Source organism: Bacillus sp. SN1, assembly GCF_002796895.1.
GTDB classification, from domain to species: Bacteria; Bacillota; Bacilli; order Bacillales; family Bacillaceae; genus Bacillus; species Bacillus inaquosorum.
On sequence record NZ_PHIE01000005.1, the window covers coordinates 123,310 to 148,181 of the forward strand.

The following is a 24,872-nucleotide window of genomic DNA, read 5'->3' on the forward strand; positions in this document are numbered from 1 at the left end:
TTTAGTAAAATTTTCTGGTATATGAGTTGACGTTGTTGCAATATAACGTTTAGTATTATATAGAATGACCAGTCAGTCAATAAAAAATGTAATGGAGGATATGATGAATCACGTTATTAATTTCGTTCTGAAAAACAAATTCGCCGTATGGCTGATGACGATTATTGTAACAGCAGCCGGCTTGTATGCGGGTATGAATATGAAGCAAGAATCCATTCCTGACGTGAACATGCCTTACCTGACGATCAGCACGACATATCCGGGCGCGACCCCAAGCCAAGTGGCTGATGAGGTGACCAAACCGGTTGAACAAGCGGTGCAGAATTTGGACGGAGTCAGCGTTGTGACGTCAACGTCCTACGAAAACGCATCGTCGGTCATGATTGAATATGACTATGAGAAAGATATGGACAAAGCGAAAACAGAAGCGGCTGAAGCCTTAGAAAACGTCAGCTTGCCTGATGACGCGAAGGATCCGGAAATTTCACGCTACAGCTTGAACTCTTTCCCGATTCTGACGCTGAGCGTGTCCAGTGATAAAGACAACCTGCAAGAACTGACAAAACAAGTGGAAGACAGCCTCGTTTCTAAGCTTGAAGGCATAGAAGGCGTTGCTTCAGTCCAAGTATCAGGCCAGCAGGTGGAAGAGGTTGAATTCTCTTTCAAAGAAGACAAACTGAAAGAATACGGCCTAGATGAAGATACAGTCAAACAAGTGATTCAAGGTTCAGATGTGACAACTCCGCTTGGATTGTACACATTCGGAAATGAAGAAAAATCTGTCGTCGTCAGCGGCGATATCGAAACAATTAAAGATTTAAAGAATATGAGAATCCCGACGGCATCAGCTTCAAGTGCAGGCAGCAGCGCAGCATCACAAGCGGCGGCGCAGAGTGCACAAGCAGCTCAAAACGCGCAAGCGGCAGCACAGTCGCAGCAAAGCGCAAGCACAGATGTGCCGACGGTTAAGCTTTCTGACATTGCCACAATGAAAGATGTGAAAAAAGCTGAGTCTGTTTCACGCACAAATGGCAAAGACAGCATCGGCATCAACATCGTCAAAGCAAACGATGCGAATACTGTAGAGGTTGCTGACGATGTCAAAGATGAGCTGAAGCAGTTCAAAGAAGACCATAAAGGCTTCGACTATAGTGCAACACTCGACATGGCAGAGCCGATCACACAGTCAGTTGACACGATGTTAAGCAAAGCCATTTTCGGCGCTATTTTTGCGATTGTGATTATTCTCTTATTCTTAAGAGATATCAAATCAACATTAATTTCGGTTGTTTCTATTCCATTATCACTGCTCATCGCACTTCTTGTGCTGCAACAGCTTGATATCACACTGAATATCATGACGCTCGGCGCAATGACTGTTGCGATTGGACGGGTTGTCGATGACTCTATCGTTGTTATCGAAAACATTTACCGCCGCATGAGACTCAAGGATGAGCCGCTCCGTGGAAAAGCCTTGGTTCGTGAAGCGACGAAGGAAATGTTTAAACCGATCATGTCATCAACGATTGTGACAATAGCGGTATTCCTGCCGCTCGCACTTGTAGGCGGACAAATCGGTGAGTTGTTTATTCCGTTTGCCTTAACGATTGTTTTTGCGCTTGCCGCATCCCTGGTGATTTCGATCACGCTTGTGCCGATGCTGGCGCACAGCCTGTTCAAAAAATCATTAACGGGCGCGCCAATCAAAGCGAAAGAACACAAACCTGGCAGACTTGCAAACATCTATAAAAAAGTATTGAACTGGGCGCTGAGCCACAAATGGATCACGTCTATCGTCGCCATTCTGATGCTGCTTGGAAGCTTGTTCCTCGTACCGCTAATCGGTGCCAGCTACCTGCCGTCCGAGGAAGAAAAAACGATGCAGCTCACATACAGCCCAGAACCGGGTGAAACGAAAAAAGAAGCCGAAGATGAAGCTGAAAAAGCGGAAAAAATCCTGCTTGACCGCAAGCATGTCGATACGGTTCAGTATTCATTAGGCTCTGGCAGCCCGCTTGCCGGGGGAGATTCCAACGGTGCGTTATTCTATATCAAATATGAAAGCGACACGCCTGATTTTGATAAAGAAAAAGACAACGTGCTGAAGGAAATCCAAAAGCAATCTGACCGCGGAGAATGGAAGTCACAGGACTTCAGCTCTTCAGGCAATAACAATGAATTAACATACTATGTGTATGGCGATTCAGAAAACGACATTAAAGACACGGTCAAAGACATTGAAAAAATCATGAAAGATGAAAAGGATCTGAAAAACGTAAACTCAGGCCTTTCCAGCAAATACGATGAGTACACATTTGTCGCTGACCAAGAAAAATTAAGCAAACTCGGTTTAACTGCGTCTCAAATTTCTCAGGCCTTAATGACACAAACATCACAAGAACCGCTCACAACCGTGAAAAAAGACGGCAAAGAGCTTGATGTGAACATTAAGACGGAAAAAGACGAGTATAAGAGTGTGAAAGATTTAGAGAACAAAAAGATTACTTCTGCGACTGGCCAGGAAGTCAAAATTGGCGATGTCGCCAAAGTGAAAGAAGGATCAACATCTGATACCGTGTCAAAACGTGACGGCAAAGTCTATGCAGATGTCACGGGTGAGGTTACATCTGACAACGTCACTGCCGTATCAGCTGATGTCCAGAAGAAAATTGATAAACTTGACATGCCTGATAACGTAACGATTGATACAGGCGGGGTATCAGCAGATATCGCTGATTCCTTTACGAAGCTCGGTTTAGCGATGCTGGCAGCAATAGCGATCGTTTACCTCGTGCTTGTGATTACATTTGGCGGAGCACTAGCGCCATTTGCGATTCTGTTCTCATTGCCGTTCACAGTCATCGGTGCCCTGGTCGGACTTTATGTATCAGGTGAAACGATCAGTCTGAACGCAATGATCGGTATGCTCATGCTGATTGGTATCGTTGTCACGAATGCCATTGTCTTAATTGACCGCGTCATCCATAAGGAAGCGGAAGGCCTGTCTACGAGAGAAGCGCTCCTAGAAGCCGGCTCTACACGACTCCGTCCGATCCTGATGACAGCCATCGCGACAATCGGCGCCCTGATTCCATTGGCGCTCGGCTTCGAAGGCGGAAGCCAGGTCATTTCAAAAGGACTCGGCGTAACGGTTATCGGCGGCTTAATCAGTTCGACGCTTCTGACGCTCTTAATCGTGCCAATCGTATATGAAGTATTGGCGAAGTTCCGCAAGAAAAAACCGGGAACGGAAGAAGAGTAAAAAAACAAAAAGCCTCAGCTCTGCTGAGGCTTTTGTGCGTTTTCACCTGTAAGATTATGTACATTTTGTTGCGATTTTTTTAACTCATAGTATAATTAAAGGTTGTTAGTGTAAAAATGGATCGGATACTCTTAAGTAGGATGATGAGATAATGAAACGTGCACGCATAATATACAATCCGACTTCGGGACGGGAGATCTTTAAAAAGCATCTTGCCCAGGTCCTGCAAAAATTTGAACAAGCCGGCTATGAAACCTCCACCCATGCCACGACATGTGCAGGAGACGCAACGCACGCCGCCAAGGAAGCGGCATTGCGTGAGTTTGACTTAATCGTTGCAGCGGGCGGAGACGGAACGATTAACGAGGTCGTCAACGGGCTTGCGCCTTTAGACAACCGTCCGACACTCGGTGTGATTCCTGTCGGCACAACGAATGATTTTGCGAGAGCGCTCAATATTCCGCGTGAGGATATTTTAAAAGCGGCAGATACGGTCATTAACGGTGTTGCCCGCCCGATTGACATCGGACAGGTCAACGGCCAGTATTTTATCAATATCGCCGGCGGAGGCCGCCTGACGGAGCTGACGTACGACGTGCCAAGCAAACTTAAAACGATGCTCGGCCAGCTTGCCTATTATTTAAAGGGAATGGAAATGCTGCCCTCACTTCGTCCGACAGAAGTCGAGATTGAATATGACGGCAAGCTGTTTCAAGGCGAAATCATGCTGTTTTTGGTCACGCTGACAAACTCCGTCGGCGGGTTCGAAAAGCTAGCGCCGGATTCCAGTTTGAATGACGGCATGTTTGATTTGATGATACTAAAGAAAGCAAATCTTGCTGAATTTATCAGGGTCGCAACGATGGCGCTCCGCGGCGAACACATCAATGACCAGCACATTATTTATACAAAAGCAAACCGCGTGAAAGTCAATGTATCAGAAAAGATGCAGCTGAACCTGGACGGCGAGTACGGCGGCATGCTGCCGGGCGAATTCGTGAATCTGTATCGACACATTCACGTCGTCATGCCGAAGGAGAAAGCGGAACAGCTGGATGACTAAAACTTGGCTTGAATAGGCCAAGTTTTTCTTTCGCTTAAAACAAGAGGTGAACATACATGAAAATGAAACCCCCAGTAGAAAAAAACGAATACTACGACGTGACATTTGAGGATTTGACACATGAAGGAGCGGGCGTCGCAAAGGTGCAGGGCTTCCCGATCTTCGTGCCGAACGCCCTGCCGGAGGAAAAAGCCCAGATCAAAGTGACCCGCGTCAAAAAAGGCTTCGCTTTCGGCCGCCTGATCGAGCTGAAGGAAGAAAGCCCGCACAGAACCGACGCCCCTTGCCCGATTTACAAACAATGCGGCGGCTGCCAGCTTCAGCACATGACCTACGAAGGCCAGCTCTTGTTTAAACAGAAACAAGTCAAAGACGTGTTAGAACGGATCGGCAAGCTGGACCTGTCCAACGTCACCGTGCACCCGACACTTGGCATGCAAGACCCTTGGAACTACAGAAATAAAGCACAGGTGCCGGTAGGAGAACGGGAAGGCGGACTCGTCGCGGGATTCTATCAGCAAAGAAGCCATGACATCATCGACATGAGCGCCTGCCTGATCCAGCAATCCAAAAACGACGAAGCCGTCCAAGCTGTCAAAGACATTTGCGCCAAATACGGTGTCAAAGCCTACAACGAAGAACGCCACAAAGGCTGGCTCCGCCACATTATGGTCAGATACGGCGTGGTTACAGGCGAAATGATGATCGTCTTCATCACAAGAACAAACGACTTCCCGCACAAAGCGAAGATCATCGAAGACATCACAGCGCAATTCCCGCACGTCAAATCCATCGTGCAAAACATCAACCCAAACAAAACAAACGTCATTTTCGGAAACGAAACAAACGTCATCTGGGGCGAAGAATACATCTACGACCTCATCGGAGACGTCAAATTCGCCATCTCCGCCAGATCGTTCTACCAAGTCAACCCAGAGCAAACAAAAGTGCTCTACGACAAAGCGCTTGAGTACGCGGAGCTGAAAGGGGAAGAAACCGTCATCGACGCCTACTGCGGCATCGGAACGATTTCTCTATTCTTGGCGAAGCAAGCGAAAAAAGTGTACGGCGTAGAGATTGTGCCAGAAGCAATTGAAGACGCCAAACGAAATGCCGAACTAAACGGCATCACAAACGCAGAGTTCGCGGTCGGGGAAGCCGAGACCGTGATTCCAAAATGGTATGAAGAAGGCATTACAGCTGATACGCTAGTCGTCGACCCGCCAAGAAAAGGCTGCGACGAAGCGTTGCTACAGACAATTGTGGAGATGAAACCGAAGCGGGTAGTGTATGTGTCCTGTAATCCTGGTACGCTTGCAAGAGACCTGCGGGTGCTTGAGGATGGCGGGTACGTGACGCGCGAAGTGCAGCCTGTGGATATGTTTCCGCATACGAATCATGTGGAGTGCTGTGCATTGCTCGTAAAAAAATAGAAGATATATAAGGGTCCGAGAATCAGTAATTGATTCACGGACTCCCATCTTCTATTATTTCAATTCTTTCTATGACTGACAAATCAGATCTTGGATTTTGAATTGAGGGTAATATTCCTCGCACAATTTCTTGAATTCATTATACAGCTCTGTGTTCATTTTGAGACTCTTGTTTTCATACTTAGCTTCCTTACTGTAAATCCTCATCAAGCATCAACATTCTATTGGATTGGTACATTTGGAGTATTTAAAGCGTCAAAGTGTTCCTTGATAAAGGCTAGTTCAGCTGATTCATTCTTCTGTTCCACTTTTAACCGTTTGTCTTCTGATCTTATGAATGGGTAATACTGTCTTGTCCGACTGGTCATAAGAATAATCACCCACTCTCATTTCTTTCGTGAAAGTGCTGAATAGAATACCTACCATATCTGCTACTTTCTTCAAATCATATTTTGTAATAGACGGTTCACTTCTTCTACACTTTTTGATGGTTTCTTTATAAAGAATGTGTCTTTATCTATAGGCACAACCCCTTTCTTTTTGTGAAGATATAGTATTATAGAAGTTAGAGCCTTTGATTACCCCTTAAAATTCCAAAAATAACATGAGGGATTTGGCTGTTTACTTAACCGATTTGGAGGTGATTTAATATATTGGAAATGTATCGTTTTGAATAGGTAGAATATAGATGGTAAGTTATATTTGGCAAGTAATTGTCCCTTGTAAAACCGAACCTATTAGTAACTGCGTCATATGTAGTTTAACGTTAGTAATGAAATCTACTAAAGAATTTTGGTAAGTGGTTCGTTATTCTGTAATATAGACCAAATAGATGGCGGCGAAGAAATTTTTTGTAAGCGCATGAATTTCTAGGGGATTATATATAAAGTAGATTTCAGGTAGTTCGAAGTCTAATGAAGGAGAAGGTAATAAATGATGAACCCACTAGACTCATCACTTTTTCTAAATAGTTATAGTATTCCATACAATGGATTTGAAAATAATAATTTGGTTTTATCGATGTTATATTCCAAAGATACTATCATTTTGCATTACTTGGTTCTTAAACAAAAAAACAAAGAAAAATTTATGATATGCGGTTTTGATTTCATTAGCGGGTCAATTATTCCTGTAGAGATTAGGAATATAGGTAGCGTTCTTAGAAATCTTAGGGATTTCTTAAATAGTGAATATAACACTATGAATATAGTTATTGAGTCTATTGACGAAATTGTAGAACATTTTGAGAATAAGAAAATAAAAAAAAAAATTGATACATACAAATCGTTATCAATTCTGACATCAACACAGCGAAATATAATTAGTGGGAGTTGTGAGGTATACAGTAACGGTAAATTAATTAGACCTCATAAAACTTTACTTATATCGAGTAGAAGCGGTTTACTTTTCGGAAAATTTGAATTTGAAAGTAATCAAGATAAAGTCCAAGGTTTGAAAAATATACACCTTTCTGAGGATTGGGTTATCAGGTATTGGATAAAAGATAATTCTATAGAATCTGCAGGGACAATTTATGAAGTGAAAAAAGGAACAGATGGAATCACGATTTTTCTAAGTTCATTTATTCATGAATTAAGTAAAAAGAAGTTGCATTTCCTTTCTTTTCAAGGTTCAGATCCACATTCACCAGTACAGGCGATATTGAGAAGTTCCGGAATGTTAAAGGAACAAATTAATATAGAGGGTTTTGGAGTGAAATTCGTTCCTTACCTTGTGTTGCTTCCAATAGAAAATCTAATGTTAAATAATCCTGAATTTGGTTTTGGAGATGTAACCTTTTTAACTAAAAACCAAGCCTTTGATATGTATAAGGGATTTGGGGAGAAATATAATCACAATTTACTAGGTCAGTTTGATACTTTTGCTCAAACAATTGTCGAATCAGATAACGCATATGATGCCTATTTGTTAGGTAGACAAAAAGTTCAAGATGCAATTGATATGATAATTTTACTGTCCAAAAATGAGAGAGTATTTAATTTTTACAACTTAGGTAATGAGTTAAATCAATGGAACAGATTAAGATTATATCAAAATCCTAAATGCTCTTCACTCTATTATGTAGAAAATATAGTGGGCTTAGAAAGTATTTTGGGTGATTCTAATAACACCTGGGAAAATAATTCTTTAGGTGTCGATTCCCAATTTGAAAACATTTTTAGAGAATTGGATTGGTATGAAGAAAAACTGTATAAAAAACAGACCGGGCAGCAATCAACTTTAGACAAGCAGCTATTTAATGCGTTAAAGTGGTTGAATAGAAGTTGGAAAGCAGAAGATATAGAAGATAAGGTTATTTATACAAACATAGCTATGGAATTTTTGGTTGATAAAATAGAAACTGACCCTTTTTTGCCTGATGCAATTATTAGAGAGTTCAAAAAATTGTTGAAGCAACTATTAAAAGAACAAAGTGACACATTTACAGAAGAATATTCAAATAAAATAAAAGATAAGAGTTTAGGAAAACTGAAAGATCCTCCTTTGAAAATCAAAGTTCGAACCTTGATTCGGCAACTATCTATTCCAATAACTGATGAAGATTTTAGTAAGTTATGGAAGGTTAGAGACTATCGTAATGACCTGGTGCATGGAAAGGATGAATTAAAAATAAACACAGAAAACGTTTTGATTGCAAATATACTTTTAGGAGAGTTTATTGTTTATAGATTAAGAAGTATGGAAGAAGGTGATTGATATAAACACTTTATTAGCCGCCTATCATTTTGGAAATAAAATATCAAAATCCCCTTTTGGAAGGACACTCTTTCTAAGATTTAATGACATAAAGAGTAAATTATCACCGGAAGCATGGTCACTCTATCACGATGCGATTAAGACATGTTCATTTCAACACTATTATAGTTTTGGACTTGCCTATAAAAAAATTGAAGCTGTATGTTCAAAAAAAGGGGGATATCTTCAAAAAAGTTTTACTGAATTACAAGATTGTAGCGAGGTGCATTTATTAATTGAGGAGGGAGATCAACTCGGAAGAGATTTGGAAAATTCACTTTTTCAAATGTTTGCAAGGCTACCTTCAAAGAATATTTCTGGAACCTTTAATTCTTTTGATTTATATAGAGCTTGGATGAATGTTTTTTACCATTTGCAAAGCACCAAATTATTAAGTTACCTACATCAACATAAATCAAATATAGAAAATAAACAAGGTAATGTTCAAAAATTTATGGGGTCAAAAGAGGTTTATCCCTTCTCAAGACAGAACAGAATACTTATTCGAAAATTAGATATAAAGGGTACACATAAGGATATCATGTATTCTTTGGAATTTTTTGATGGTCTTAGAAATTCCATTCTTCAAGTTATTTTTGAAACCCATTTTAATCGCTCTTTTACGCTAAATAAAAATGAGATAGTTGAATACAAAGAAAAGGAACGAAATAAAGTTCGTGTTTTTTCGACAAAGGTATTTGGCACGGATGTTTTTAAATATAAAGGAAATTTTGTATTGCTATATGAAAACAATAAACTACAAGAAATCGGTTTGATAAAGAGAAGAGTAGGAAGAAACCTGGAAATGGGTGATAAATCTATTTCAACAATTGAGGGCCTATTATATCCAAAAAACGATTATAATCTTTTTGTACCAGAGCTCACAAATTAATTTAAGAACCTTTCTGGAACAGTAAGAAAGTATGGGGTGTTAATACTACATCATCCCTTAACTTTTTCTTGATTGATAAAATCCTCTTCACGTTTTAATCGTTTTTACTATATATAAATTGTTACGATAATCCCCATGGAAATATAGGTGAATTCCCACTGCTCAATAATGTTTTGTATATACTATTCAGCACTCTACGCATAAGGAGTGTGTGGCGGTTCTTGAAATTAGAAAAGGCAACTAACCTCTTTGTTGGTGTTGCCTTATTTAAATAGGAAAAGGCTTAAGTTTCCATGTTTTTCTTAGCAGTTTTATATTTAAATCACTAATTTCGGATATATGCCATTCAAGTGAGGTCATCCTTCTGTGGATTTCGATCAGAAGTCTATCAACATCTTGAACATGTTTAGGATCAATATATTTACTCTTCTTTTAAGCTTGTCCATGTCGGTCAATAACAGAGACAAGTCATTTAGATTGTCTTGTTGTTCTTCGAATTCAACAGAAAGTATATTTGTTTGACCGTAGCTATTTATTTTTTCTAAGAGGTTTACAATTTCTCTTAATTGGTTATACATTACTTCCACCTATCTTGTTTTTTAAGGCTTTTGTTTGGTCTGCATATAGAGTTTGAACACAGCATTTTATCACCTTGTCACCTATTTCTTCAAAAAAAGAGACGCAGCCTAAGCTGCGTCTTGTCCTTACCCAAGCGTTCCGTTTTCTGCAATCGTTATTTCCTTGTCAAAGATGGCTTTGTCTGCTAGGGAGTTCGTTGAATCGTTTGCAGCTTTGCTTGTCATGTTTCTGGATGCCACATTTACTTCATTTCCTAAGGAAGAACTGATAAAGCTTACACCGATCAAAGCAATTACAGCGCACAAAGTCAGTTTAAATTTCATACAAACAATCCCCTCTCTGAATTTGTTTGCGGGCATGAACCATCTTTTTGAAACAGATAACAGAATCATCCATCTGCCCAATTTCAGTATAAAACTTTGCGGCTAATAATGCCAACTCTTCCATATAAGGATATCCTTGGGATGTCTCTAATTTGTTGAAAACATTTAATAAAATGGACGCTTCGCCTTTTTTGATAAACAGCGCCTGTAATCCTTCAAACATAATTTTAAATAGGCCATCGTCGAATTTACATGCGAAGCGTACGCCTTTTCTGAAACAATCCATTGCCTGTTCTTGTTTATGTTGAAGAAAATAAATTAAGGCTAAATCGTGGTAAGCTTGTGTCAAGTTGTTGAAATTTGATTTTTTAAATTGGAGTATCGATTTCTCCATGTATTTTGCTGCTTTCGTCAATTCACCCATTTTAAGATAACAATTTCCAATATTGAATAAAGCTTGGCCGTAAATCCGCTTGTTTTTGCTTTCAAGCAGCCGTGCACCTTTTAGTGCCTGTTCGAGGTGGGGGAGCGCCTTTTCATGACTTTCTAAATCGTCGTAGTTTCCTGCGATTACAAAATGGCATTGTATGCGGCGGACTGAGTAAAGGTCGTGCGTTTTATAGATGTTATACGCCTGAGAAGAATAGTGCATGGATACGTGGGTTTGTTTCATATGATAAAACACTTCAGCCATTTTAAAATAAAATTCCGCCCGCTCAATTTCATCTGAAATATAGGGAATTGTGTTTTCCGCTTTTTGATAGAATGTAATGGCACTTAAGAAATTGCCCTCTTTGAATTCATACATCCCTTGAAAAAAGTAATAGTAGTATTCAACGAGTTTCTCCATCTTCCTGTTGCTGCCTTCAATTCTATTTGAATATTCTGATAACTCCATTTGGTTTCCTTCAGATGGAATCACATAGTCAATCATAAGCTGATGACGAAATGTAATGAGCTGATAGTAAATCAAGAGGTCTTGGTCTTCTTCCATGATGTCAATGTCCCGTTCGATCTCAGCTTTCAGCATTTCAGCATCTGTCACATTAAACTTTTGAATATGCCGGTTCCACTCATTAATTTTCATCCCAACGTGCGGAGACGAAATTGTGCCCAAACTGCTCACCCTTCCTCTTCTCACTAATTATGTAAATTTTATCAATACTGAAATTTAATAGAAAGGGGTTGAGAGACCGCAAAATAAATTTTCGGTGCAGTCCGCAAAAGGGAGTTTGGGTGTTTTGCGTTATATTTGGTTTTGTGTGGGTTAGTGCAATCTCAATTTTTGAATTTTAGATTGCGGTGATTATGACTTACCAGTTTCATCATACTTTTTTAACAGCTTTTCAGTTTTATGTATTTCTCTGAGCATTGGATTCATGTAGTCACTAGCTGATTCTAGGTATGCTCTTGTCAGAGTGTCTAGTTTATTTCTAACTTTAGAGAGGTCTTCTTCGAATTGTTCATCCAATGATTGAAGGATAAATTCATTTGCCTCTTCGTATCCTTTTAATATGTTTTTTACCATTGGAGTTGGATTCTTTTGATTGTTTGTTTTTATTGCTGTGATTGTTAAATTAATTTGTTTTATTAATTCTCTTCTTACTGTCAAAATGTTGTTCCTTAGAAGATTAATGGTTGTATCTACAATCCTTTGAGACTTTAACCAATTATATAGATCTCATAGGTTTCTATACTTTCTTTTTGAGGCACTTTGTCCCATTCAATTCTAGCCCAACTGGTTATCGGGAATTTGTTGTTTGGTGTCTCAAAGTCTTGTTCGGTTAGCTCATCTGATAAAATTACTTTAGGATCTTTAAGAGCTTTGATGCATTCTTCAAATAAGTCCAAAATCTCCACCTCGTTATTTGTTATGATGTTTAAGTAATGATATGAAGGTGTTTTCACAGTTCGTCAAATTAATTTTGAAGTGCAATAAAAAAATTATCATAAATATGATGATTCGTGGGGATGATTGGTTTTCTTCTTTTTTCTGTACTAAAGAAAAGTCTATACTCATCTAAAATTTCAGCGTATAGGCCAGCCTTATTCCATTCAGAAGTAGTCAAATTATTAAATCGTTCGGCTGACTTTTTATATAATAGGCCTTTTTCGGTTTCCATAAAAGCCAAGCCAATCTGAAATAAAAATAGCCCAGCAGTAAAGAGCTGAGCCAATTTTGATTTATAGACTGAAGTAGTTTATAACAAAATCTTTGTCTTTCTTATCTTCAGGCAAGATACCTAAATTCTTATATTCCCATACCACTTGCCGTTGTGTTCCGTTTAAGTCTGAGGCGATGACATCGGTGTAATCATAGTCTATTGAGAATTTACCGGTATTCTCTAGTTTAAGCGTTAAATTGGTCCAAGTATCTTGGTTGTTTGCTTTAAATTCTTCTCTTAACTCCTCGAATAATTCTTGAAGTTCAATTAATAAACTCACATATATTTTTTTACTAACATCGAATTGTTTCGGTATATCATGAGAATAGATATATTCTTCACTTTGCGGTGTATTGAAGAAAAAGTAAACTTCTGATGAATCATCTAATATTTCCGCATAAAGAACGATTTTTGTCCATTCAGATGGAATCATTTCATTAAGTTGTTCTGCTATTTGTTGATATAACTGTCCCATATTAGAAATTAATTTAAATTTTTCCTTCGTTAGTCTTGATATAATCCTCTAAAAAGTCTCTTACCGTTTTCCTTTTTGGCATTAAACCTAGATTTTTATACACCCAAACAGCCTTTCTTTGAGATCCATTTAGCTCTGAAGCAATTACATCTTCATAATTATAATCTATAGAAAACTGGCCTGTCCTATCTAGTTTCAAAGTCAAGTTCGTCCAAGTTTCTGGATTATTTTCCTTGTATTCTTCTCGTAATTCTTCGAATGATTCTTGAAGTTCGATTAATAAATCATCATAAATATCTTCGCTTACATTAAAATATTCTGGAATGTTATGTGAGTATAAGAATTCATTCTCGCCCGGTATATTAAAATAAAAATACACTTCCGAAGAGTCGGCTAATATTTCAGCGTAAAGATATACGTTTTCCCATTCAGAGGGAATGATTTCATTTATCTGATTTGCTATTCTTTGATATAAGTCACCCATTTTTGGTGTTTCCATGATCTCAACCTCCGGATTGATTCTTTAATGTTACTTTTTCGAAATCAGCATCTCCAATTCTGTACTTAACGATGAATTTGTCTGGTCTTAGTGAATCACCTTTATATATGGCTTTTATATTAACGTTAACTTTTTGCGGTGGTTCTTCTTTAAGAGCCTTTGCCCATTCTTGCTCCATTTCATACCACCGGCCGCCGCTCCTATTAATCTGAGAATTCATCGGCACGATATTGTCAAACTGGCCTGAGCCTTTGAATTGGGTGGCAATTAAATGGCCTCCGTCATCGTCAGGCTTTCGGTCTTGGGGCTTTCCAGCATTCGACTGTGCATATTGGTTTCGTTTTGCTTCTCCTAGCTGCAAGTCTGCTTTGACACTTGTAATTCTACCATAGTTGTCAGTCGTGTACGTGTAGCCTTCTTTTGTTTTATAAACGACATTTGGCTTCAGCACTTTCTTTCTGCTCCATCTTGCGTAATGTTCGCCGTATTTGACGGTTACCGGCGGTACAACTGGCGCTGGAGTTCGTCTTCCGCTTGATGACGTTCCGTATGGTTTCGGAAGGATGACCTTGGCGAATTTTTGCAGTCCCTCTTTAAGTGTGACACCGTTGACTGCGTTGTAAGGAACGCCTGCCGGCACTAAATCGTGACGGGGATGATAGGGGAGAATATCCGCAAGTGTGAGATCTCCGATTTGATTTAATTTGGTTTTGACGTGTTTTTTTGATACTTCTATGCCTGTGTTTATTTTTTGTTTGATGTGATCAACGGTTTGTTTTGAGACCGTGATGGCTTTTTGAGCTTTTACTGATTTGCTTGCTGCTGTTTTGACTTTGGTCGTCACTTTAGCAGCTGTGCCTGTTTTAGAGACGGCGCCAACACCTTTTGTGCCGACAACTGATGTGACAACAGTGCCCACTGCATATGAGACCCATCTTGCTCTTGAGTAGGTGTCACCATTCACCATGTCTTTTTCGTATGATTCTTCGATTGCCGCTGAAATGGCTTCATACGTTTTGATCGGGTGAGCCACCGCTCCTGTAATCGCTTCAACGGTTCCGCCCGGATCTGTGACCATATCCCACAGGCCTACGACCGCGTCTTTCCCGGAATCATAAAGGCCGACGGCAACCCCTTTGAAGCCTGCTTCAAGCTCACGCGTGTTTTCAATTTGGGTGAAGTATCTCTGTTGTTCTGCTGTCAGATTTTCATAGCCGATCGTTTTTGCCATTGAGTAAAATTCATCGGCATCCGCATAATCGTAGTTTTTCAGTCTTTCTTTCAGTTTTTCAATCTCACGTTCCTTCGCTTCCTCTTTCTTAATCTTTAAGTAAGCATCCGTCCGCTTTTCAATGTCGCCTTTTTTCTTATGTATGTCACTCTCACGGTACGCCTTGGCGTTGTAGTGGATGGGTGTGGCGTTTTTGCCTTTGCCTGTTGCTTCTTGGAGCTTTTGGAAGTCGGACTTGATGAATTGTTCGTTTGGTTCTGACAGGGCGTATTCTGTCTTCAGGTCTTCGTCCAAGGCGTCCAATTTTTCCAGTGTTTTTTTGCGTTTGTCGTTGGCATCGGCCAGCTCGTCTTTGAAGGTTTCTGTTGAAAACAGGTCGAGCGGGAGGATGGCGTTGATATCGTGCAGGATGTCTTTCATCGCTTTTTTCTGTTCGGACATGATGGACTTCGATTTTTTATGGGCATTTGCCAGTTCGTGCTCCAGGAAGGACTCTTCGATGTATGAGTCTGAGAGGCCTTTGTCCTCGGCGGCTCCGGCGATGCTGTTGAAAAATGCGATTTTCATGTCAATATAGTCGATCCATTGGTCGGTGACGCCGACGTGGTCGTGGTAGAAGGCTTTGATATTGCTGGCGCCTTTTCCTGAGAATTCACTGTCACTGAGATCAGCGACGCTTTTTAACGCTTTTCTCAAATTTACCATTTGCGTTCTTAGTTCTTTGTACTCTTTTGCACGGTCTGTCGCTTCAGAAAGCAGTGTTTTCGCTTCAAATACTTTCATGACCATTTCCCTTCTTTTGTTCGCTCAATATCAAAATTTTACCACGGTGCGGGATAAGGGTGGGGGTGAGAACGTGTTTTGGTGGAAAAATGAGTCATTTGGCATGTGTCTTTATTCGTGGAGGGATTGGCGGAAACATGGTCGAAATGTATTGTCACTACACGTTTTTTGGAAGTTTGTATTCTATATTGTTTTTTAAGGAGCATTTTGATGAAGAAAAAACGGTTTACATTTGGTTTATTAGGGTTAATGGTATGCATCATATTGTTTGTTCTGTATGTTCAGTTACGCAATAAAGATAGTATTCCTGTCCAATCTTCCGCCATCCACCCTGAAGAAGACCGCATCTTTTTTATTTACTCCAATCCTTTCATAAAAGAAAGCACACTGCTTTCAACCTCAACAGGCGAAAAATTTAACAGGCGTACATTCAAGGTGGCGGATGTGCCTTATATTCAAACGAAATCTTACGCATCAACAGACCTTGTCTTATTGGCGGAACACGAACCTTTTTACTACACCCTGGAGAAGGATGCGATCAAAGAGCACCCGCTTTTAGATCCATTTGCGTTTTGGTATGAGGGGAAGGATGTCTCGGTTAAGGCCTATAATGTTGATACGACGGGGAATGAGATCCACATAAACGACAGAAATACGAAAAAGGAATATAGCCTTACCTTGCCTTCGCTTGTCACGATGGGGGCCAGTGATGAGAACTTTATTTATATCATTCAAAGCATGGCTATTTACGTGATTGATAGAAAAACAGAGGAAATGATTGAGACCCTGAGTTTAGCCTCATACGCTGATCAATTCGCAGAATCGGAGGAATTTATTGTCGCGAGCTCGGAGCATGAATTGACTGTGATTGAAAAAGGAACATGGAAGACGACATATATTCCGTATCCTGATGAGCTTGAATACGCTGATACCGTGTACTATGACAAAGAAAGCGGCAGTTTTTACGTTACGTACGAAGACAAAGAGGGTGAAGCGAACTTGCTGGAATATGGGAAGGATTTTTCTTTTCACACATACGGCTTGAAATTCCCTTATATGGAGGCAAAGTTTAAGGGGAATCAACTGTATATTGTTGCCCAGGAAGAGCATAAAAAGGGCATTGGCGGATATGTGGGTGTGTTTGATATTCGTTCTAAGAAGAAGCTTTATCAGTTTGATTTGCCTGAGGAACAGGTGAAGGTTCAGGATTTTGTTGTAATTGATTAAAGCTATAGATTCTGAAAGCTCATCATTGCTCTTAGCGTCTTTTTCTTTTTTGTTCAAGAATTGATCTTTGCTGATAACGGTGTCGAAATTCTGTGAAACTTTTATTCAAAGTACTCGTATATGAAGCAAAAGGAGGACGATGAAGCGATGGGTGGTTCATATTTGAGTGATTTGTGTTCAATGTATCAAAAAGATAAGTTCTTTACCGGGTTTGTTCCTGAGGAGCTTTTGACATATGCGTGTGAGCTATTCCCGTTATCGGAGAAAGAAACGGTGACGGCCTTATTGAATTGTTCCATGGGAAATAAAGCGAAAAGCTTTGTTATGTTTACGAGTAAGGGACTGTACTGGAAGAGATTTGGAGAACAAGAGGGATGTGTGACCTGGGAAGCATTCACTGATATCCAATCGATTAAATCGACGGATGATTATGAGATTTGGTTTGAGGGAGAAGAGGTTTTTGATGTCGGCTTCAGTTCATATCCTGCGGATCTGTTGGCAGAGCTGTTGAGGATGATTCAGCAATTTCTCAGTGAAAATGGCTCGGATTTGCTTACAGAAGCCTGGAGAGATCATGTATCTGTTTCTGCCAGTGAATTGAAGGAAATCAGTACTTTGTTTCAGAACAGCCATGACAAGATGTTCGGTTTGACCAATGGGCTACTTGTCGGTAACGAGATTTCTGAAAAGAGAGAGGTGCGATTGAGAAAACGGCTGCACATTCCTAAGGATCAGGAGATGATCTCCTTCTGGAGTACTTTTCCCGTGAAGCAAACAGATGGCATCACATTAACAGACAAAGGGATTTATTTTTCAGATCCTTTTCTCAGGTTATTTTATCCTTGGCATGTGTTTAAGGAAACGCCCGTGACGTTAAAAGATCAGGAGTTAATTGTGGGGAAAGAGAATGTCATTCAATTGCTGGAAAACCTGATGCCTGCTGAAGACGTGTTTGCTTTTATAGAACAAGTAAAACGAAGAATCAGCGCTGTTACGATCTAGTGAATACGTATATGAAATAAGCATGGACCCTTGCATAAAGGGTCTTTTTTTTGCGGGGAAAAACAAATTGACAGGATGAAAAAACAATTTCTTCCTCCTATATTGTTTTCAAAATATGGGATTGATAGAATATGACATATCTCACAGAGAAGGAGGGAAGCCGTTGAGTCAAGCCATACCGTCTTCGCGTGTCGGTGTTAAGATTAATGAATGGTACAAGATGATTCGTCAATTCAGTGTTCCGGATGCTGAGGTTCTGAAAGCGGAGGTGGAGCAGGACATTCAGCAGATGGAAGAGGATCAGGATTTGCTGATCTATTATTCTCTGATGTGTTTTCGGCACCAGCTGATGCTGGATTATTTGGAGCCGGGACAAACATACGGGAATCGCCCTACAGTGACAGAGCTTTTGGAAACGATTGAAACTCCTCAGAAAAAACTCACAGGCCTTTTGAAATACTACTCTTTGTTTTTCCGCGGCATGTATGAATTTGATCAAAAAGAATATGTGGAAGCAATCGGGTTTTATCGCGAGGCGGAGAAAGAATTGCCGTTTGTGTCAGATGAAATCGAGAAAGCGGAATTCCATTTTAAAGTGGCAGAAGCGTATTACCATATGAAGCAAACCCATGTGTCGATGCATCATATTCTTCAAGCCTTAGACATTTATCAAAACCATCCCCTATACAGCATTAGAACCATACAAAGCTTGTTTGTGATCGCCGGCAACTATGATGATTTCAAACAATATGGTAAAGCGCTGCCGCATTTAGAAGCGGCGCTGGAATTGGCCATGGACATTCAAAACGACCGGTTTATCGCCATTTCTTTGTTGAACATCGCGAACAGCTATGACAGATCAGGAGACGATCAGATGGCTATAGAACACTTCCAAAAAGCAGCGAAGGTAAGCAGAGAAACGGTCCCTGATTTGCTTCCGAACGTCTTGTTTGGATTAAGCTGGACATTATGTAAAACAGGCCAAACACAGAAGGCGTTTCAGTTCATAGAGGAAGGATTAGGCCATATTAGAACATATCCAAATGCGGGTTCTCACAAATTTTATAAAGAATTGTATATGTTCTTGCAGGCCGTCTACAAAGAGAGTGTTGATGAGACCAGAATCCTTGAGATGTTAGCCTATTTTGAAAAAAAGAATCTGCACGCTTACATTGAAGCATGTGCCCGCAGCGCTGCCGCTGTTTTTGAAAGCCGCTGTCATTTTGAGCACGCTGCTGCGTTTTATCGGAAAGTGCTGAAAGCGCAAGAAGATATTCAAAAAGGAGAGTGTTTATATGCTTATTAAGAAAAAAGTGTTGATGTGTCTGGCTGTTACTCTAGTTTTCGGAAGCATTTCGTTTCCTTTCTTGACAAAGTCCGGCGGCTTTAAGGAATCAACAGATCGAAACACGACGTATATCGATCATTCCCCTTACAAGCTCATGGATCAGAAGAAGAAAGCCCTTAGCTAGGGCTTTTTCTTGCTTTACGGAAGACGTTCGATTCTCCACACCGCGGCATTCCTTCTATTTCTAACGCAAGACACTCGAAACAACCAAACCATTTGAGGTATAATGGATAAAGTGAATAACAATATACAGATTGATATATATGAAAGAGAGTGGAGCATCATGGGCCGTAAGTGGAACAATATTAAAGAGAAGAAGGCGTCTAAAGACGCGAATACAAGTCGGATTTATGCGAAGTTTGGCCGTGAGATTTACGTGGCGGCGAAGCAGGGCGAGCCTGATCCGGAATCCAACCAGGCGCTGAAGGTTGTGCTTGAGCGCGCGAAGACTTACAGCGTGCCGAAAAATATTATTGAACGTGCGATCGAGAAGGCGAAGGGCGGAGCGGAAGAGAATTTCGATGAGCTTCGTTATGAGGGCTTCGGGCCGAACGGATCAATGATTATCGTTGATGCGCTGACGAATAATGTAAATCGTACGGCGCCGGAAGTGCGTGCGGCGTTCGGGAAAAACGGCGGAAACATGGGTGTGAGTGGATCTGTTGCTTACATGTTTGATGCGACGGCTGTTATCGGTGTAGATGGCAAAACAGCTGACGAAGCGCTTGAAATCCTGATGGAGGCGGATGTCGATGTCCGTGACATTTTAGAAGAGGATGACAGCGTGATCGTATATGCTGAGCCGGATCAATTCCATGCGGTGCAGGAGGCGTTTAAAAACGCGGGCGTTGAGGAATTTACAGTAGCGGAGCTGACCATGCTTGCGCAAAGTGAAGTGACGCTTCCGGATGATGCGAAGGAACAGTTTGAAAAGTTGATTGATGCATTAGAGGATTTGGAAGATGTTCAGCAGGTGTATCATAACGTTGATTTAGGTGAATAAGAAGTGAGCAGACTGTCATGGTCTGCTTTTTTCTTTTTAGCTGGTTTAGGCGGCCGCCCATACGATCTATAAGATCTTCTCATACTCTGGACTGTAACCTATGCGAAGGCGAGAGTGGATGAATATGACTGATATTAGACATATGTATGGCGGACCCGGTTTTGGTTATCCGGGCTGTGGTATTGGCCATCAGGGATATGGTATGCAAGATGCAGGCTACCCAGGATACGGCGGCATGCATGGAGGGGCCAGCGGATATCCGGGCTATGGCGCACACAGGGGCTACGGCGGTTATCCAAGCGGCGGCTATGCTGGCTATCCGGGAACTGTAAGTGATCCGAGCTACGGCATGCACCATGAGAACGATGGGCATCACCACTATTATCACCATCATCATGATGGAAAAGATAATCATCGCCACCATCATCATGACGGTAATTACGGCCACCATCACCACCACCATATGGGCCACTGGGGACAAGACGGCTATAAATAAAGATGATGGAAAAAGAGGCACTCTTGCAGTTCAAGAGTGTTTTTTATCTTTTTCTTGACTGTTCAGTCTGGAAACTGGTAACATTTGTTTCAGGAGGTGATAGCATTTTGGGGAGGAATAAAGAATTTGATACGGCGCTTGTTCTTCACAGGGCGATAGAGGTTTTCGGAGAGTACGGCTACGAAGGCACCTCTCTTCAGGAGCTGCTCTCTCATTTAGGCATTGCGCGCCAAAGTTTGTATGATACGTATGGCACGAAGCGTGATTTGTTTCTGTCAGCTGTGAAAACGTATCTTGAGGGGAAAAATGCTGCCGTTATGGAAAGGCTTGAGGCGCCTGGATCTGTAAAGGAAGCCATTCGTGAAATTTTTCAAGAAGGCGTCAATGTTCTTAAAGATCCGGAACGGGCGAAGGCGTGTTTCATCATTAACAGTGCGATTGAACAGATCCCGCATGATCCTGAGCTTGCCCGGTATTTTGAGGGACAGTCGAAGCAGCTTGAGGATGCTTTTTATCAGGCGCTGTTAAGAGCGAAGGATCAAGGAGAATTGACTGGCGAAGACAATGATATAGCGGCGCTTGCCCGGTATTTGAATCAGAGCAGGCTGTCTCTGACGTTTGTCGCCAAAGTGACGGCTGATATGGACCGGCTTCAGGACCATGTTGACGTAAGTTTATCGGTGCTTGATTAACATGTGGTAAAGGATTCTTTGCCCATGTATGCACTTTTTGGACTGAATGGTCTAAAATAAAAATGAGGTGATGATGAATGTTAATGAGTGAATTTGAAAAGGCATGTGACACATTGAGAAAGTTTATGGCCTATATGCTTGAGAAGGACATGAAGAGCTGGACGGAGCTTTGGGATGAGAATGCCGTATTTGAGTTTCCTTATGCGCCAGAGGGGTCACCAAAAAGAATAGAAGGAAAGGCGGCCATTTACAATTATATTAAAGATTATCCTGATCAGATTCATCTTTCTTCGTTTACGGCTCCGACAGTGTACCGCTCAGCAGATACGAATACGATCATCGCGGAGTTTCAATGTGACGGCCATGTGATTGAGACTGGGCTGCCTTATCGCCAAAGCTATATCAGTGTCATCGAAACGAGGGACGGCCGCATTGTGCGCTATAAGGATTATTGGAATCCGCTCGTCGTAAAAGAGGCGTTTGGAGGATCATTTTTGCAAACAGAGGAGAGTGGAAAATAATGAAACAGCAGCCGATCTTAATCACGGGCGGGACCGGCACAACCGGGAGCCGAATCGCCAGCCGTTTAATAGAGCTCGGGTACAGAGTGCGTATTGCAAGCCGGAAAAAGGGCACGCTTTCTGATGCTGAGTATGTGTATTTTGACTGGGAGGACGCCTCCAGTTTTACACCTGCTTTGGAACAGGTGAAACAGATCTATCTTGTTGCCCCGGTCGGTGTATTTGACCCGGCTCCTTATGTGCTCCCGTTCCTAAAGGAGGCAAAGCGGCTCGGTGCGGAGCGAGTGGTAATGCTCAGTGCGTCGGTTGTCCCTGAGAATGGCCCTGTGTTTGGTGCGCTTCATCGGGCAGTGCGCGATTTCCCTGAATGGACGGTGCTGCGGCCTTCATACTTTATGCAAAACTTCATCAATGTCCAGCAACGAATGCCTATTCAAACTGAGGGGCACATCATCACGGCTTCGGGTGAGGGAAAGCTAGGGTTCATCGACGCTGATGACATCGCAGAGACGGCCGTGCGTGCTTTGATAGATGATGTTCCTCATCAAACACATCATATTCTGACAGGACCCGAGGCGCTGAGCTATGCCGAAGCGGCGGAGATCATCGGAGCTGCGGCGGGACGCCGGGTGGAGCACGTCGGCATTTCTCGTTCCGAGCTGCAGAATAGGATGGAGGCAGCAGGTTTGCCGGCGGATTATGCCCGTTTTATGGCGGGTCTGGATGAAGCGATTCGCCATGGTGCGGAACATCGGGTAACGGATACAGTGAAGCGTGTGACGGGAAAAGAACCCCGTTCGCTGACTGAGTTTGCGGCTGCTCATGCTGCATACTGGAAACGCTGATCTTATTTTGGACTGATCAGTCTGAAAAGACCTTCGGCTTTGCCGAAGGTCTTCTTATTAGAGATTGAAAAAGCTAAGTCGTGTTTCAGTCATAATCATGCCTCCTGCCTCATACCTATTAAGGTCATTGTTTTTGAGAAAGGAGGAGCCGGAATGAAGGATATGCAGCCGTTTACGCCTATCAAAACATACACGCCCTTTCACAGCCGTTTTGATCCCTGTCCGCCCATAGGGAAGAAATATTACAGAACGCCGCCTAATCTTTATATGACCTTTCAGCCTGAGCATATGGAGCAGTTCTCGCCAATGGAGGCTTTAAGGAAAGGCACCCTTTGGAAGGATCTCTATGATTTTTATGAAAACCCTTATCGAGGGGGAGACGTACATGGCAAAAAAGATTGATGCCGAATATTACCGTCAGCTTGAGCAAATCCAGGCTGCTGATTTTGTGCTCGTTGAGCTGAGCCTTTATTTAAATACACATCCTCATGATGAAGACGCGCTGAAGCAATTCAATCAATACTCCGGTTATTCAAGGCACTTAAAAAGACAGTTCGAATCCTCTTACGGACCGCTTCTGCAGTTCGGAAACAGCCCCGCGGGCGAGGATTGGGATTGGGGAAAAGGGCCTTGGCCGTGGCAAGTATAAGGAGGAATGCCTGAATGTGGGTGTATGAAAAGAAGCTGCAATACCCTGTCAAGGTCAGCACGTGCAATCCGACGCTGGCGAAATATTTGATTGAGCAGTATGGCGGAGCGGACGGCGAGCTGGCCGCGGCTCTCCGGTATTTGAACCAGCGGTATACGATTCCTGATAAGGTCATCGGCCTTTTAACGGATATCGGCACGGAGGAATTTGCCCATTTGGAAATGATTGCGACCATGGTTTATAAGCTGACGAAAGATGCCACGCCGGAGCAGCTGCGTGAAGCCGGGCTCGGCGATCACTACGCCAATCATGATGGCGCGCTTTTTTACCACAATGCGGCGGGCGTGCCGTTTACAGCGAGCTATATCCAGGCGAAGGGCGACCCGATTGCCGATTTATACGAAGACATTGCGGCAGAAGAAAAAGCGCGGGCGACGTATCAATGGCTGATCGATATATCGGATGATCCTGATTTGAACGATTCCCTGCGTTTTTTGCGTGAACGTGAAATCGTGCATTCTATGCGCTTCAGAGAAGCGGTTGAGATTTTAAAAGAAGAACGGGATAAAAAGAAGTTTTTCTAATAGGCAGATGGGCCTCTCTTTCATGCACCCCTTTTACATACAGAGAAAATGTCTGTTTTTGCTGTTGGGTCTGCATTATAATCAAGGTGTGTGCAAGCTTACTTTTTGATTGGGAGGCCTTTATGTCATCTTTTAAGATTAAGAGTAAAACGATTGCAGATGGATTTTACGCGTGTCCGGCCGTGTATGAGGATGCGGAATCGATTACTGGATTGCTCGTTCGAACTGCTGAATGGCTTCGGGATCGGGGCTCTAACCAATGGAGCGGACTGTTGGAAGGGCAAGATACACATGATATCACGGGTTCCATTGAAAATGGACATGTGTTTGTGTTTAAAAAAGACGAAGAGCTTGCCGCTGTCGTGATGCTGCTGCCGGAACCGAGCGAGTGGGATAGGACGCTTTGGGGAGATGATGGGCACGAGGAGTCCATTTATTTGCATCGCCTCGCAGTAAGCCGACGATTTGCAGGGCAGGGGCTTGGCGCGCGTGTTCTTCATTGGGCTGAAACAGGTGTTAACTTTCCGGGAAAAACACGGATCCGGCTTGACTGCGTTGCTGATAACGATGCCTTGCACTCCTTTTATCGGCGTATGGGATATGAATTTATGGGTGCTGATCCATCCGGATATCATTTATTTGAGAAAGAGATTACGGCAGAATAAGCGTCCTTTGCAGGAGGCTTTTTTTGTCGTTTTCTAAAAGGGAGGGCAGGCGATGCTGTGGCCAATTTTATTTGTGACAGGGATTGTGACGGCTTGTCTGTTCACTGGCGTCTCGTTTTTTGTACGGATGAAGCTTCCTGACAAAGGTTGCCGGAATGGATGTTGGCCGGGCTGGTTGTCCTTGGCGTGTTTGCGATCTGGTACAGCCTCGTTTTTGTACGCGGCTGGGAGGGGGCTGCGCTCGGAGTGCTTGGATTTCATGTCATTTGCGGGGCCGTTGCCGGATATTTGATCGAAAAGGTCATCCGGCATATACAGGAAAAAATAAGGGCGGCTGCTGCTCTCATGATGTCGAATTTTTCACAGGGCGGCAGGAAT

General features: G+C 42.1%; 25 protein-coding genes and 1 pseudogene. 19 read left to right on the forward strand and 7 right to left on the reverse strand.

Annotation, left to right across the window (positions count from 1 at the left end; translation table 11 throughout):
* The first annotated feature begins 103 nt into the window (after nt 1–103).
* From srfP to CVV77_RS17045, 5 genes are all read left to right on the forward strand, one after another.
* Nucleotides 104–3,262 carry a surfactin resistance protein SrfP gene (srfP, locus tag CVV77_RS17025; protein ID WP_142397325.1) on the forward strand — a complete coding sequence of 1,053 codons (3,159 nt, stop codon included), beginning with the start codon at nt 104–106 and terminating at the stop codon, nt 3,260–3,262.
* 151 nt (nt 3,263–3,413) lie between these two features.
* Nucleotides 3,414–4,325 (forward strand): diacylglycerol kinase, encoded by a 912-nt coding sequence (locus CVV77_RS17030; RefSeq protein ID WP_003219448.1) that lies wholly within the window; start codon nt 3,414–3,416, stop codon nt 4,323–4,325.
* A 56-nt stretch (nt 4,326–4,381) separates the two neighbouring features.
* The gene (gene rlmD / locus CVV77_RS17035; RefSeq protein WP_100275998.1) at nt 4,382–5,758 is read left to right on the forward strand and encodes a 23S rRNA (uracil(1939)-C(5))-methyltransferase RlmD; all 1,377 of its coding nucleotides are present in this window, start codon (nt 4,382–4,384) and stop codon (nt 5,756–5,758) included.
* A 933-nt stretch (nt 5,759–6,691) separates the two neighbouring features.
* A complete protein-coding gene (locus CVV77_RS17040) occupies nt 6,692–8,476 on the forward strand; it encodes a HEPN domain-containing protein (RefSeq protein ID WP_100275999.1) in 1,785 nt (594 codons plus the stop codon).
* Nucleotides 8,469–9,407, forward strand: coding sequence for a hypothetical protein (locus CVV77_RS17045; protein WP_100276000.1), 939 nt, complete (start codon nt 8,469–8,471; stop codon nt 9,405–9,407). The genes CVV77_RS17040 and CVV77_RS17045 overlap by 8 nt, the downstream gene beginning before the upstream one ends.
* A 704-nt stretch (nt 9,408–10,111) precedes the next feature.
* On the opposite strand, the gene CVV77_RS17055 is transcribed toward CVV77_RS17045, so the two are convergent.
* From CVV77_RS17055 to CVV77_RS17080, 7 genes are all read right to left on the reverse strand, one after another.
* Nucleotides 10,112–10,309: a hypothetical protein gene (locus CVV77_RS17055; protein ID WP_100276002.1), complete on the reverse strand. Its 198-nt coding sequence runs from the start codon at nt 10,307–10,309 to the stop codon at nt 10,112–10,114.
* Nucleotides 10,299–11,426 carry a Rap family tetratricopeptide repeat protein gene (locus CVV77_RS17060; protein ID WP_100276003.1) on the reverse strand — a complete coding sequence of 376 codons (1,128 nt, stop codon included), beginning with the start codon at nt 11,424–11,426 and terminating at the stop codon, nt 10,299–10,301. Before CVV77_RS17060 ends, CVV77_RS17055 begins: the two co-directional genes overlap by 11 nt.
* 189 nt (nt 11,427–11,615) lie before the next feature.
* Nucleotides 11,616–11,921 (reverse strand): hypothetical protein, encoded by a 306-nt coding sequence (locus CVV77_RS17065; protein WP_100276113.1) that lies wholly within the window; start codon nt 11,919–11,921, stop codon nt 11,616–11,618.
* Nucleotides 11,922–11,971: 50 nt separating this feature from the next.
* Entirely contained in the window at nt 11,972–12,160 is a 189-nt protein-coding gene (locus CVV77_RS22210) for a CDI toxin immunity protein (protein ID WP_250622098.1), read from the reverse strand.
* 333 nt (nt 12,161–12,493) lie between these two features.
* Nucleotides 12,494–12,949 carry an antitoxin YezG family protein gene (locus CVV77_RS17070; protein ID WP_100276004.1) on the reverse strand — a complete coding sequence of 152 codons (456 nt, stop codon included), beginning with the start codon at nt 12,947–12,949 and terminating at the stop codon, nt 12,494–12,496.
* 13 nt (nt 12,950–12,962) lie between these two features.
* Nucleotides 12,963–13,448, reverse strand: coding sequence for an LXG family T7SS effector immunity protein YezG (gene yezG / locus CVV77_RS17075; protein WP_100276005.1), 486 nt, complete (start codon nt 13,446–13,448; stop codon nt 12,963–12,965).
* A 4-nt stretch (nt 13,449–13,452) separates the two neighbouring features.
* A complete protein-coding gene (locus CVV77_RS17080; RefSeq protein ID WP_100276006.1) occupies nt 13,453–15,462 on the reverse strand; it encodes a T7SS effector LXG polymorphic toxin in 2,010 nt (669 codons plus the stop codon).
* 210 nt (nt 15,463–15,672) lie between these two features.
* Between CVV77_RS17080 and CVV77_RS17085 the strand changes: the two genes are divergently transcribed.
* The 14 genes and pseudogenes from CVV77_RS17085 to CVV77_RS17150 form a co-directional block, all read left to right on the forward strand.
* A complete protein-coding gene (locus CVV77_RS17085; RefSeq protein ID WP_100276007.1) occupies nt 15,673–16,689 on the forward strand; it encodes a hypothetical protein in 1,017 nt (338 codons plus the stop codon).
* A gap of 147 nt (nt 16,690–16,836) precedes the next feature.
* Nucleotides 16,837–17,691, forward strand: coding sequence for a hypothetical protein (locus tag CVV77_RS17090; RefSeq protein WP_100276008.1), 855 nt, complete (start codon nt 16,837–16,839; stop codon nt 17,689–17,691).
* A 163-nt stretch (nt 17,692–17,854) separates the two neighbouring features.
* Nucleotides 17,855–18,997: a response regulator aspartate phosphatase RapH gene (gene rapH / locus CVV77_RS17095; RefSeq protein ID WP_100276009.1), complete on the forward strand. Its 1,143-nt coding sequence runs from the start codon at nt 17,855–17,857 to the stop codon at nt 18,995–18,997.
* Nucleotides 18,987–19,163 carry a phosphatase RapH inhibitor PhrH gene (gene phrH, locus CVV77_RS17100; RefSeq protein ID WP_100276010.1) on the forward strand — a complete coding sequence of 59 codons (177 nt, stop codon included), beginning with the start codon at nt 18,987–18,989 and terminating at the stop codon, nt 19,161–19,163. Before rapH ends, phrH begins: the two co-directional genes overlap by 11 nt.
* Before the next feature lie 159 nt (nt 19,164–19,322).
* The gene (locus tag CVV77_RS17105) at nt 19,323–20,042 is read left to right on the forward strand and encodes a YebC/PmpR family DNA-binding transcriptional regulator (protein ID WP_041520879.1); all 720 of its coding nucleotides are present in this window, start codon (nt 19,323–19,325) and stop codon (nt 20,040–20,042) included.
* 124 nt (nt 20,043–20,166) lie between these two features.
* Nucleotides 20,167–20,538, forward strand: a complete 372-nt coding sequence (locus CVV77_RS17110; RefSeq protein ID WP_100276114.1) for a spore coat protein — start codon at nt 20,167–20,169, stop codon at nt 20,536–20,538.
* A 107-nt stretch (nt 20,539–20,645) separates the two neighbouring features.
* Complete coding sequence (locus tag CVV77_RS17115; RefSeq protein ID WP_100276011.1) at nt 20,646–21,230, forward strand: TetR/AcrR family transcriptional regulator; 585 nt, start codon at nt 20,646–20,648, stop codon at nt 21,228–21,230.
* 77 nt (nt 21,231–21,307) lie between these two features.
* Nucleotides 21,308–21,751 carry a nuclear transport factor 2 family protein gene (locus tag CVV77_RS17120; RefSeq protein ID WP_100276115.1) on the forward strand — a complete coding sequence of 148 codons (444 nt, stop codon included), beginning with the start codon at nt 21,308–21,310 and terminating at the stop codon, nt 21,749–21,751.
* Complete coding sequence (locus CVV77_RS17125) at nt 21,748–22,596, forward strand: NmrA family NAD(P)-binding protein (protein WP_100276116.1); 849 nt, start codon at nt 21,748–21,750, stop codon at nt 22,594–22,596. Before CVV77_RS17120 ends, CVV77_RS17125 begins: the two co-directional genes overlap by 4 nt.
* Before the next feature lie 153 nt (nt 22,597–22,749).
* Nucleotides 22,750–22,998 carry a spore coat-associated protein CotJA gene (gene cotJA, locus CVV77_RS17130; protein ID WP_003240042.1) on the forward strand — a complete coding sequence of 83 codons (249 nt, stop codon included), beginning with the start codon at nt 22,750–22,752 and terminating at the stop codon, nt 22,996–22,998.
* The gene (cotJB, locus tag CVV77_RS17135; protein ID WP_003240040.1) at nt 22,982–23,245 is read left to right on the forward strand and encodes a spore coat protein CotJB; all 264 of its coding nucleotides are present in this window, start codon (nt 22,982–22,984) and stop codon (nt 23,243–23,245) included. The genes cotJA and cotJB overlap by 17 nt, the downstream gene beginning before the upstream one ends.
* Nucleotides 23,246–23,259: 14 nt before the next feature.
* On the forward strand, nt 23,260–23,829 hold the full coding sequence (gene cotJC / locus CVV77_RS17140) for a spore coat protein CotJC (protein ID WP_003240039.1): 570 nt from the start codon (nt 23,260–23,262) through the stop codon (nt 23,827–23,829).
* A 122-nt stretch (nt 23,830–23,951) separates the two neighbouring features.
* Nucleotides 23,952–24,494: a GNAT family N-acetyltransferase gene (locus CVV77_RS17145; RefSeq protein WP_100276012.1), complete on the forward strand. Its 543-nt coding sequence runs from the start codon at nt 23,952–23,954 to the stop codon at nt 24,492–24,494.
* Nucleotides 24,495–24,546: 52 nt separating this feature from the next.
* Nucleotides 24,547–24,818 (forward strand): annotated as a pseudogene (locus CVV77_RS17150) (YesK-like family protein); the annotation flags it as partial.
* Nucleotides 24,819–24,872: the final 54 nt, after the last annotated feature.